The following is a 12,053-nucleotide window of genomic DNA, read 5'->3' as shown; positions in this document are numbered from 1 at the left end:
CGGTTTTGCCATGCATCCAGTATACACATCCTGCCCTTTTTTGACAACGATAATCCCCCCGCAAAAGGCTGGCCGGTTTTCTTCCCGTAAAAAGGCGTCCCTGGGGCTGGTCAAAGGCAAAATATGTGCTACAATAACCACGTCATTATCTTTATTCTATCTTAATACGCGGTGTAAAGGAGCGTTCCATGAAGATCGTAGTGGTGGGGGATGGCAAAGTCGGCGCTACCCTTGTGAGCCAGTTGGTCAAGGAAGGCCATGATGTGACGGTAATCGATAACAACGCAGCGGTACTTCGGCGGTCCACCGATACCATGGATGTTCTGGGTATCCACGGCAATGGAGCCAGCTATGCCATCCAGCGGGAGGCGGGGGTGCAGGATGCCGATCTTTTAATTGCCGCCACCAGCGCCGATGAACTCAATATCCTGAGTTGTATGCTGGCCAAGAAACTGGGGGCCAAGCATACCATCGCCCGGGTGCGCAACCCGGAATATGCGGAACAGCTTACCATGCTTCGGGAGGATCTTGGCCTTTCCATGTCCATCAATCCCGAGCTTGCCGCCGCAGTGGAGATCAGCAGGATCATCCGGTTTCCCTCAGCCATCAAGATGGATTCCTTCGCCAAGGGACGGGTGGAACTGGTGGAGATCAAGGTTCGGGAAAACAGCCCCCTTGTCGGCCAGTCCATGGCCTCCATCTCCCAGAAATACAACGTAAAAATCCTCATCTGCGCCGTACAGCGGAAAGGCGAGGTATACATTCCCAGCGGGGACTTTGTTTTGCAGCAGGGGGATAAGATCACCCTCACTGGCGTGCCGCGGGAGATCGAGGATTTTTTCCGCACCATTGGGGTTCTAAAGGAAAAGGTAAAGAGCGCTCTTATCGTGGGAGGCGGACGCATCACCTTTTATCTGGGGCGCATTCTCAGCAAGATGGGGGTCAAGGTGAAGATCATCGAGCGGAACCCGGATCGCTGCCAGCAGCTTTCGGTGGTGATGCCCAAGGCGACCCTTATCTGTGGAGACGGCACCGATGAGGAACTGCTGCTGGAGGAGGGCATTGCGGATACCGATGCCTTTATTGCCCTTATCGACAATGACGAGGAGAATATCATCATCTCCATGTATGCCACCAGCCTGGGAGTGAATAAGGTCATTACCAAGGTGAACCGGCTCTCCTTTGCGGGAATTATGGAGCGAGCCGGTATCGATAGCGTCATTTCCCCCAAGTTTATCACCGCTGACCAGATTGTCCGCTACGTCCGAGCGATGCAGAATTCTCTGGGCAGCAATGTGGAGACCCTCCATAAAATCGTGGATAACAAGGTGGAAGCGGTGGAGTTCGTGGTGCGGGAAAAGGCCAAATTCTTAGGGACGCCCCTAAAGAACCTGGAGCTTAAGCCCAATCTACTGCTGGCCTGCATCATCCGAAAGGGCAAGCACATCATCCCCAGCGGCGACGATACCATGGAGTTGGGGGACAGCGTGCTGGTGGTTACCAGCACCTGGCAGCTAAAGGACTTAAAGGACATCCTGGCCTAGGGGAGGCGCCATGAACATCCGGATGATACGGCATATCTTGGGGAATATTCTGCGGGTAGAAGCGGTGCTGCTGGTTTTGCCCGCCTTTGTGGGAGCGCTTTACGGGGAGGATATCTCCGCCTTTGCCATCACCATGGGGATCCTTTTGGTGGTGGGGACCGCTATGAGCTTCCGGGCGCCTCGAAACTCCGCTATTTACGCTCGGGACGGGGTGATGGTGGTGGCCCTTGCATGGGTGCTTTTGAGCGCTTTTGGGGCGCTGCCCTTTTTCATCAGCGGGGCCATTCCCCATTATGTAGACGCTTTTTTTGAAACGGTATCCGGCTTTACCACCACCGGTTCTACCATTCTAGTGGATATCGAGGCCATGCCCATGGGCATGCTCTTTTGGCGTAGCTTTACCCATTGGGTGGGGGGCATGGGCGTGCTGGTATTTGTGCTGGCCATCATTCCCCTGGCTGAGGGACGTGCCATGCATCTGATGCGGGCGGAGGTGCCCGGCCCCACCGTGGGCAAGCTGGTCCCCCGGATGCGGTCTACCGCAAAAATACTCTATGGACTGTACTTGGCCCTCACCGCCGCCGAGGTGGTGTTTCTGGTGTTGGGAGGAATGCCCTTTCTGGACGCTGTCCTTGCGTCCTTCAGCACGGCGGGCACCGGAGGGTTTTGCATCAAGAACGCCAGCATTGCCTTCTACAACAGCGCCTATATCGACGGGGTCATCACGGTGTTTATGATCCTGTTCGGCATCAATTTCAATCTCTATTATTTGATTCTCATCAAGGACTTCAAGCAGGCGCTGAAAAGCGAGGAGCTGCGCTGGTATCTGGGGATCATCGTGGCTGCCGTGGCTGCCATCACCATCAATATTCTGGGATTGTATGGCAATGTGGTAAGCGCCCTCCGCTACTCCTCCTTCCAGGTGGGGTCCATCATCACTACCACCGGTTTTATCACCGCCGATTATGGCCAGTGGCCCATGTTCTCCCAGGCGGTGCTGTGTCTTTTGATGGTCTGCGGAGCCTGTGCGGGTTCCACCGGAGGCGGTATCAAAACGGCCCGGCTGGTGATTTTGGCAAAATCCATGGGCCGAGAGATCAAACAGCTGGTGCATCCCCGGTCGGTAGGGGTGGTGACTCTGGACGGTAAGCCGGTGGATGGGGACACCCTTCGGGGAGTGAATACGTTTTTTGCCACCTATATCGCCATTTTGTGCCTGGGAACCCTGGTGGTTTCCCTGGACGGCCTGCCCTTTGGGGATACCTTCAGCAGCGTGCTGACCTGTATCAACAACGTAGGCCCTGGCCTGGGCGTGGTGGGGGCGGTGGGCAACTTCTCCACTCTCTCCTATCTTAGCAAGGGAGTGCTGTCCTTTGTAATGCTGGCTGGGCGGCTGGAGATCTTCCCCATGCTGATGCTGTTGGTGCCATCCATGTGGAGCCGGAAATAGTGGGGAGCTCCTTCGGCTGGTTTCTTCGGAAAACTTATATTGGGAAGACGGACAAGCATCAGCGGTATCATATCGATTCGTTCAGCATAATGTGAATTGGAACTGGAGATTCTTGACAGGCGGCAAAATAACGTGTATCCTATCGCTACATCTTTATCATTCTACTTGAGCAGGCGATGAACCGAAACCGGTTCGTGGGGCTGGGCGAAAGCAGCAGGAACGGATCCTGTGGGACAAGAAATGCTTTGTCTTCACAGGATTTTTTTATTCCCATTTGTGAAGACCGCCAACCATTTGAAAGGAGATGGGCAGTATGCAAACCCACCACACCCCGAAGGGCAGGGGCCTAACTACGGAGGAAGCGAAACGGCGGCTGGAGGAGATTGGCTCAAACGAGCTGACGCCGGAGGAAAAGCCCTCGTTTTTTAGAAAGCTATTATCCAGTCTAAAGGAACCCATGTTTTTGCTGCTGATGATTGCGGCCATGCTCTACTTTTTGCTGGGAGAGCCGGGAGACGGCCTCATTATGCTGGTATTCGTGGTGTTCGTTCTGGGCATCGAGGTATTCCAGGAGTGGAAGACCGACCGAAGCCTCAGCGCCCTGCGGGACTTATCCTCGCCCCGAATCACCGTACTCCGGGATGGGATGGAGCGGGAGATCGACTGCCGGGAGCTGGTACCAGGGGATTGGATGCTGGTTCAGGAGGGAGTGAAACTTTCCGCCGACGGCTACATCCTGCGGCTCAGCGATTTTTGCGTGGATGAGTCGGCCTTGACGGGGGAACCGGAACCGGTGTGGAAGGTGCAAAAGGGGCAGGATGCTGAAACCGGGTACTGGAGGCGGGATTATTGCTATGCCGGCACCCAGGTAATCCAGGGAAGCGCCCTGATTGAGGTGGAAAAAACCGGGCCTCGAACCGAATACGGAAAGATTGGGCGGGATATTGCGGACGCGCCCCAGCGGCCCACTCCCCTGGAAAAGCAGACCCGGGTATTGGTGAAGTATGCCGCTTGGCTTGGGGTGGCGTTGTTTCTTTTGCTTGGGGTGGTGACCTATCTGAACCTGGCGGAGCTTCCCCCCATCAGGAGGATCACCGACGCCATTTTGGCTGGAGTAACCCTGGCTATGGCCATGATCCCAGAAGAGTTTCCGGTCATCCTATCGGTATTTCTTTCCATGGGCGCTTGGCGCTTGGCCCGAAAGAAAACCCTGATCCGGCGGCTGCCCTCGGTGGAAACGCTGGGCGCGGTATCGGTACTCTGTGTGGATAAGACCGGCACCCTTACCCACAACCGAATGGAGGTTCAGGAGGGATGGGCCGTCCATGGAGACGAAAACGCCCTCTGGGAAACCATGCTCCTGGCCTGTGAGGAGGATACCTATGATCCCATGGAGGCGGCCATGAAGGAGCATGGGGAGCGCCTGGGTTTCCCGGTGGAGGCGCTCTTGCACCGGCCGGTGGCAATGGAATATCCCTTTACTCCCCAGACCAAGCGTATGGGCCATGGATACGCCCAGGAAAAGGATTTCCTGCTTGCGGTAAAGGGATCGCCCGAAAGCGTGTTGCCCCTATGCGCCCTGGACGATGAAACCCATAGAGAAGCCCTGAAGCGCCAGGCCGATATGGCGGAAAGGGGCCTTCGAGTCATCGCGGTGGCCGCCGGGACTGTGCCAGAGGCTCCGGAGAATCTGGAGGGGGCGCGTTTGGCGTTGCTGGGCCTTGTGGGTCTGGCGGATCCGCCCCGGGAGGCGGTGCCCGGCGCCATCCGCACCTGTAAACGAGCCGGGATCCGGGTGGTGATGATCACCGGGGACAACGGCGCCACCGCCCAGGCCATCGGCAGGCAGATCGGTTTGGGGGATACCGGTCGTGTTCTGACCGGCGCAGAGCTGGATGCCATGGATGACGACGCCTTATGTCAAGCCGTGAAGTCGGTCAGTATTTTTGCCCGGGTAGTGCCCCAGCATAAGATGCGCATTGTAAGCGCCTTTCGTCGAAACGGAGAGGTAGTGGCCATGACGGGAGATGGGGTAAACGACGCGCCCGCCTTAAAGTACGCCGATATTGGCATCGCCATGGGGCAAAAAGGCACTCAGGTGGCCAGAGAGGCCGCCGATCTGGTGCTGTTGGATGACAACTTTACCACCATCGTGGAGACGGTTCGGGACGGCCGCCGCATCTATGATAATATTCGCAAGGCCATCGGCTATGTTTTTGTGATCCATATTCCCATTGCCCTCAGCGCGGTGCTGGCTCCTATGCTGGGGATTACTGGGGAGATGGCCATGCTGCTACCCCTTCACATCGTTTTGATGGAGCTAATCATCGATCCCACCAGTTCCATTGTCTTTGAGCGGCAGCCCGCTGAGGAGACCATAATGGAAAAACCTCCGCGCAGCCCCAAGGAACCCTTGGTTACCATGGGCCTGGCGGTAAAATCCCTATTCCAAGGTTTGGCCACCTTTGCCGCCGCCTTTGGCTTGTACTGGGCCAATTTGGAAAGCGGTCCCGAGCTGGCCCGCAGTATGGGCCTGGGGGTGATCGTGTTTTGCAACCTGTTCCTGGTACAGGTAAACAGTGGGGATACCGATTCGGTTTTGCGCCTAATTGGGAGGCTGGCCAAGGATAAGGTGATGTGGGCGGTGGGCCTTGCTGTGCCGCTGGGCTGGCTTTTGATCCTGTATACCCCCCTTTCCCGCTGGCTAAAACTGGCGCCGCTCAACCCAGGTCAGCTTCTGCTGACGGTAGGGCTGGCAGGGGCTTCCGTGCTGTGGTACGAGGGGGTCAAGTGGATTTTACGCCGCCGCAAAAAGAAGGTTGGATAAGAAAAAGCGTTCGGCTTTTGCCGGACGCTTTTTCTTATGGGAATGGATCTTTCGGCGGGGTTTGAAGGATCATCCTAGCCACCTGTTGAGGCGTGCGCCCATCGGTTGGAATTTTGACGGTGGGCAGTCCATGGAAAAGGGGCAGGTAGCTGCGGCTTCTCAGCAGCACATCCCGCTTGCGGCGGCCTTGGTCGATATCCGCAGATAGTCGCTGAAAGAGGGTATCGGGGGTGCAGGTAAGGGTGATGGGATGGAGCGCAAAGGAAAGGCCGGACAGCTCGGTGAGAAGATCCCGCCAAATCCCTTCCTGATGGAGAACCCAGCAGAAGATCACGTTTTCATAGCCGCTGTTTTGAAGGAATCCCCGAAGCAGGTATTGGATGTGGCCCATCACCATGGTTCGATTTTCTTTGTTGACCGTAAAGGGTTCCATGTCCCAGCACCAGTCCCCGTCCAAAAAAGCACAGGGGGCTAACAAGGGCTTCAGCTGTTGGCAGACCGCCGTTTTTCCGACTCCCATGGCGCCGCTGATCACATACAGGTGTTTCATGGACATCCTCCTTTTTGAGTATTATAGCATTCCTGGAAGGAAAGGAAGAAACTACAGCATAAAAAAGATTGGCTCCCTGTTGTCAAAGCACAGGGGGAATGTTATAATACCAGCATTAAACGCTTGTTCATTAAACGTCTGTTTAGATGGGAGTGGGAGCCGAGATGTCAAGAAACCAGCGGGAGGACGTCCGCCAGCGTATCATGGATTGCGCTGTGGAGGAGTTTCTGATGTACGGGTACAGCGGAAGCTCCATGCGGAACATCTCCACCCAGGCTGGAATGACGGTGGGCAACGTGTATGCCTATTTTTCCAGCAAGGATGACTTGTTTGACCAGGTGGTGGAGCCCGCCCGGAGAGGGATTGATTCCCTTCTAGCCATGGATGTGGATCCCTTCACCCAGGGCTGCGAGGTGGCGTTATCCCAGATCTCCGAGGCCATTGTCCAGGTATTTCTTGCCTACCGCAGCCAGTTTTTGATCCTCATTAACGGCAGCGCCGGCAGTAAGTATGAGAACGTCCGGGAGAACGTGGTGGCGCTGATCGCGAAAAGGGTATCTCAGGAGTTTCTCACCAAGGTGGCCCCCTCCGCCAAAGAGGACGACCTGCTTGCCCTGGCCCTAGCTGCCGCCATTATGGAGGGATTTATGCGGGTGCTTAACGGCTATGGTGGGGATTCCATGCGCCTGGCCAATCTGTTGCAGGAGTTTTTAACCATCATCCTGGGCAGCGTGAGCGATATTCAGGCCCTTTATGGGCCCGCTGGGAAGGAGGCATAGTCCATGGAAAACATGGTAAAATGGCTGCTTCGACATCGGAAGCTAGTGGCCTTTGCGGTATTGATCCTATGTGGCGCTATGGCGCTGTTGATGCTCCAGGTAGGCGTCAACTACGATATGGCCAAATACCTGCCGGAGGATTCCGTAACGGCCCAGGGAGTGCACAAGCTGGAGGAGGAATTCAGCTTTCCGGGAACCGCTTCGGTGATGGTGGAGGATGTCTCCATCAGCCAAGCGCTTGATCTGAAAAAAAGGATCCAGGAGGTTGAGGGGGTATCTTCCGTCCTTTGGCTGGACGATATGGCCGATGTGACAAAGCCTCTGTCCACCCTGGGCAATGAGGTGGTAGAGCCCTATTATAAGGATGGGGCCGCCCTGTTTACCGTTCAATTTGTTGGGGATGATTACAGCCTTTCCTCTGGGGAAGCTTTGGAGGAGATCCGCTCCATCATCGGAGAGAAAGGAGCCATCAGCGGAACGGCCGAGAGCAACCGGCTAAATCGTGAGATGGTAAAGAGCGAGGTCTTTACCGCAGCGGCCGTGGTGGTGCCCATCTGTGTGGTGCTTCTGATGATCGCCGCCTATTCCTGGGTGGAGCCCTTTTTGTACCTTTTGGTCATCGGTATCTCCATCCTGGTCAATATGGGGAGCAATCTCATCTTTGGAGAGATCAGCTATATTACCCAGTCTATGGCAGCACTGCTGCAGCTGGCGGTGTCCCTGGACTACTCCATTTTCTTGATGCACCGGTATTTGGAGGAACTGGACGTCTGCAAGGATGTGGATACCGCCATCGTCCGGGCTACCAAGAAAGCCATTACCTCCATATCCGCCAGCAGCTTAACCACCATCGCCGGATTCCTGGCTCTGGTTTTCATGCAGTACGCCATCGGTGCAGATATTGGCTTTGTGTTGGCCAAGGGCGTGCTCTTTAGCCTATTGGGCTGTATCCTGGTGATGCCGGTGATCCTAAAGTTTGCAAGCGGCCTCATCAACCGCACCCGGCATAAACCCATTCTGCGCACCTTTGACGGCTTGGGCAGGGGCATCATGAAGATCCGCTATCTGGTGATCGCCCTGGCTTTGGTGATCGCGGTACCGGTGTTCCTGGCCCAGAGCAACAACCATTTTCTTTATGGGGATACCTCCGTCAGCTCCGGCGAGGGCCAGGGCGGACAGGATGCCGCGCGGATTGAGGAACGTTTTGATTTGAGCCAGCAGATGCTGATCATCGTGCCCCGGGGGGATATTGCCGAGGAGATCGCGTTAGGAGAGCAGTTGTCCCAGCTTCCCTATGTGGGATCGGTTCAAAGCCTCACCACCATGGTTGATCCCACCCTACCCCGGGAAATCCTTCCCGCGGCGGTGTTGGATAACTTCCAATCCGAGAGCTCCGTTCGTTTGATTGTCAATCTAAACATCGTGGAGGAGAGCCCCGAGATGTTTGCCGCCGTGGAGGAGATCAAGCAGCTGTGTCAAGCCCATTACCCAGATACCTGGAATATGGCGGGCATGGCCTCCAGCATCGCGGATATCAAGGATACCGTCAGTCGGGATAACCTGGTGGTCAACTGGTTTTCCATCCTGGCGGTAGCGCTGATCATCCTGTTTACCTTCCGGTCTGTGTCCCTGCCGGTGTTGCTGGTGGCGGTGATTCAGCTTTCCATCTGGATCAACATGAGCGTACCCTATTTCCAAGGGGTGAGCCTCACCTTCATCGGGTATTTGGTGGTCAGCTCCATACAGCTGGGGGCAACCATCGATTACGCGATCTTGATGTCCGATCGGTATCTGGAATTCCGGCGGGCCTTAGTTCCCCCCAAGGAAGCGGCTACCTCGGCCATTAAAGCGGCGGGGGGATCCATTCTCATCAGCAGCTTCATTCTCACTGTGGCCGGCATGGGTGAGTATTTCATCTCCAGCATCTCCGCGGTAAAGGAGATTGGCCTGTTGATCGGCCGCGGCGCTTTCCTTTCGGGGTTACTGGTATTGGTGCTGCTGCCGCCGCTATTAGCCCTTTGTGACAAGATCATTCATCGGACCACCTGGTCCCTGCGTAAAAAATCCCATGGGCCATCCCAACAGGGGGAACAGCCCGCAATGGAAAAGGAAGTGGAATCCCTATGAAAAAACTTTGGTATTCGGCCATTGCTCTGGCCATCTCTCTCTCCTTGGTCTGCCTACCCGTTCTGGCCCAGGAAGCGCCTGCGGAGTACGATCCACAAACCGTTGTTAAAGATGAGACGGTATATGTAACCCTTACCAGCGCTGGAGAAGCCAAGGAGACCATCGTGGTGAACCGCCTGGAGGCCGGCAAGCTGGGATCCTATGAGGACTATGGAAGTTACAGCGACATCGTAAATCTTTCAGGGGGGGAGAGCCCCGTCCAGGATGGGGATAAGCTCACCTGGAACTTGGACGCCTATCCCGAGGGATTCTACTACCAGGGCAAGGTGGAAAATGGACAGATTCCCTTCCATATGACGGTGTCTTACGCCTTGGATGGGGAGCCCATCAGCCCCGAAGAGCTGGCAGGGAAAAGCGGAAAGGTGGAGATGACCCTCTCCATTAAGACCAACCCCGATGCCCAAACCTATTTTCAGAATAACTTTATGTGCCAGGTACAGGTGCCCCTGGATCTATCGATGGCTTCCGATGTGGCCGCACCTGGCGCCATGGCGAAGGTGATCTCCGGGAAGACCGCCACCCTGGCCTATATGGCGATGCCCGGCAGTGAGGCCGAGTATACCGTTTCTTTTACAGCCAAGGAGTTTCACATGGATTCCATCATGGCTACCTGTTCCCAGAGCGATGTTTCCGGGATCCTGGGCACCGATCTCAATACCATTCGGGATGGAATCAATCAGCTTAAGGACGGTCAGGATCAGATCATCAGTGGGACTCAGCAGTTGAAAAATGGCCTAGGCAGTCTTGGTACCGGGGTTGGACAGCTCAAGGATGGAGCCAACTCCATCAAGTCCGGAGCCGATGGCTTGGCAAGCGGCCTTCACCAGTATGCGGATGGGTTGGAGCAGAGCATCGCCGATCTTGCGCCTATCATCCAGGCGTTGGAGGGGGCGGCGCAGAATCCTCCCGATTTTGACGGGTTGAAAACCGGATTGGCAGGGATCCTGGGTTCCATGGGTCAGCTGGCTATGCAGCTTCCCGATGGGCAGGAGAAAGTGCAGATCCTTCAGAGCATTCAGGGGATTCAAACCCAGTTGGAGGGGATGTCTGGCCAGCTTGAGCAGTTCCAAACGCTGTTTGGGCAGCTGTCGGCCTTGGCGGATGACCTAGGTAAGATGGATGATGCCGTATCCACAGGCAAAGAGCTGGCCGCCGGTGCTGATGGCCTGGCCGCCGGCGTTGGGGAGCTGCGAGATGGCCTTAGCTCTCTCCATAGCAACATCCTGGGACTGCCCGGGCAGGTTCAGAAGCTTATCGATGGGCAGACCGGCATCCGAAACGGCATTCAGGAAGCTACCTCGGTTTTCGATCAGTTTGGCAATCTGGGAGAAGGGGAGATCGTATCCTTTGCCGCCCCAGGAAAAATCGTGCCCCGTTCGGTTCAATTCCTGCTGACCACCGATGCCATTACGGTTCCTGCGGAATAAGGGAGCCGCATATGTAAAAAGCCCGCCGGTTAATGCCGGCGGGTTTTACATAACTTATTCTACCGATTAGCGGCACTATTTTTTATAGACGGTGGTGCCCTTTACGATGGTCTCAAGAGCGTTGAAATCGTCGTCAAAGACGGCAATATCGGCATCCTTGCCTACCTCCAGGCTGCCGGTAAAGGAATCGATCTTTACCATCTTGGCGGGGGAGATAGTGGCCATGCGGATGGCGGCATGGAGCGGATACCCCAGTACCTGAACCACCGTGCGCACTCCAACGTTGCTGAGGAAACAGGAGCCGGCGATGGTGTTATCCTGGTTGGGGTCCGCGCCCTTCACCCGTGAGAGGCCATCCTTCACGGTGATGGAACCCAAGGGCAAATCATAATCTCCATCCGGTAGTCCCCCCATAAGATGATCGGAAATCAGGGCGATCTTGTCATACCCTTTGCACCGGATGGCTACATCCATAGCGGCGGGATGGACATGGTAGGTATCGCCAATGAGCTCGCAGGAAACCACATCGTTTACGAGACAAGCGCCGGTGATGCCGGGCCGCCGATGGTGAAGGCCAGTCATGACGTTATAAAGATGGGTAGCGTGGGTTACCCCGTGATCGATGGCTTCCATCATAAGATCATAGCCGGATTTGCTGTGGGCGATGGATACCAGCACGCCCAGATCCCGAAGGTGCCGTGTCAGCTCAAAAGCACCGGGTTGGTCGATGCCGATATCTACCAGCCGGACCTGGCCATGGCTGGCCTTCCAGAACTGATCAAAGGTTTCAATGCTAGGAGGCAGGATATCGGCGTCCTGGGCCTCCAGGCCGGGAATGTTCTTGGGGGAGAGGAAGGGGCCTTCCATATGGCTGCCAGGGATGGCCGCGCCTTTGTATCCCTCTTTTTTCTGGATCTCGCTGGCCTCATAGGCGTATCCTACGCCCTCCACCGTAGAAGAGGTGGGCAGGATATTGGCCACACCGGCTTTAGCGGCATACTCCGCCAGGCCCAGGGTATTCTCCAGGCTGCTGCCGCACATCTTGCTTTGGTAGCCGTGAATATGGATGTCGATGAGCCCAGGCGAAACGATTTTGTCGCCATAGTCCACCACCTCGGCGCCCTCCGGAATGGGGGTGGTTTTCTGAGCGCCCACAGCCTGAATCTTGCCGTCCTGGTAAAGGACAACGCCATCGTGAATGGTGCGGTAACCATCCACTACACGGGTACTTTTAAGAGCGCGTATGTTACTCATGGAATCAACTCCTCATAAAAAATAATGGTTTTGTA

Annotated in this window: 8 protein-coding genes and 1 riboswitch; of the genes, 6 read left to right on the top strand and 2 right to left on the bottom strand. The window is 55.8% G+C overall.

The window, feature by feature from the left end:
- Positions 1-188: 188 nt before the first annotated feature.
- The 3 genes from trkA to KP626_RS05045 all read left to right on the top strand — a co-directional run bounded on the left by trkA (position 189) and on the right by KP626_RS05045 (position 5,821).
- A complete protein-coding gene (trkA, locus tag KP626_RS05055) occupies positions 189-1,544 on the top strand; it encodes a Trk system potassium transporter TrkA (RefSeq protein ID WP_395975405.1) in 1,356 nt (451 codons plus the stop codon).
- 10 nt (positions 1,545-1,554) lie between these two features.
- Positions 1,555-2,994 carry a TrkH family potassium uptake protein gene (locus KP626_RS05050; protein ID WP_395975403.1) on the top strand — a complete coding sequence of 480 codons (1,440 nt, stop codon included), beginning with the start codon at positions 1,555-1,557 and terminating at the stop codon, positions 2,992-2,994.
- A gap of 155 nt (positions 2,995-3,149) precedes the next feature.
- Positions 3,150-3,233: riboswitch (NiCo riboswitch) on the top strand.
- Between the two features lie 74 nt (positions 3,234-3,307).
- The gene (locus KP626_RS05045) at positions 3,308-5,821 is read left to right on the top strand and encodes a cation-translocating P-type ATPase (RefSeq protein ID WP_395975401.1); all 2,514 of its coding nucleotides are present in this window, start codon (positions 3,308-3,310) and stop codon (positions 5,819-5,821) included.
- Positions 5,822-5,855: 34 nt separating this feature from the next.
- Here KP626_RS05045 and KP626_RS05040 read toward each other — a convergent pair whose 3' ends face one another.
- A complete protein-coding gene (locus KP626_RS05040) occupies positions 5,856-6,371 on the bottom strand; it encodes an AAA family ATPase (protein WP_395975399.1) in 516 nt (171 codons plus the stop codon).
- Positions 6,372-6,535: 164 nt separating this feature from the next.
- Here KP626_RS05040 and KP626_RS05035 point away from each other — a divergent pair, with 164 nt between their 5' ends.
- The 3 genes from KP626_RS05035 to KP626_RS05025 are packed head-to-tail and all read left to right on the top strand — an operon-like array spanning position 6,536 to position 10,764.
- On the top strand, positions 6,536-7,150 hold the full coding sequence (locus tag KP626_RS05035) for a TetR/AcrR family transcriptional regulator (protein ID WP_395975397.1): 615 nt from the start codon (positions 6,536-6,538) through the stop codon (positions 7,148-7,150).
- Between the two features lie 3 nt (positions 7,151-7,153).
- Entirely contained in the window at positions 7,154-9,277 is a 2,124-nt protein-coding gene (locus KP626_RS05030) for an RND family transporter (RefSeq protein ID WP_395975395.1), read from the top strand.
- The gene (locus KP626_RS05025; RefSeq protein WP_395975393.1) at positions 9,274-10,764 is read left to right on the top strand and encodes a hypothetical protein; all 1,491 of its coding nucleotides are present in this window, start codon (positions 9,274-9,276) and stop codon (positions 10,762-10,764) included. Before KP626_RS05030 ends, KP626_RS05025 begins: the two co-directional genes overlap by 4 nt.
- A gap of 75 nt (positions 10,765-10,839) precedes the next feature.
- Here KP626_RS05025 and nagA read toward each other — a convergent pair whose 3' ends face one another.
- Entirely contained in the window at positions 10,840-12,018 is a 1,179-nt protein-coding gene (nagA, locus tag KP626_RS05020; RefSeq protein ID WP_395975391.1) for an N-acetylglucosamine-6-phosphate deacetylase, read from the bottom strand.
- Positions 12,019-12,053 lie beyond the last annotated feature (35 nt).

Origin of the sequence: Christensenella sp. MSJ-20 (assembly GCF_044357945.1) — a bacterium.
Classification (GTDB): Bacteria; Bacillota; Clostridia; order Christensenellales; family QAND01; genus QAND01.
This window is presented reverse-complemented; position numbering and strand designations above follow the sequence as displayed.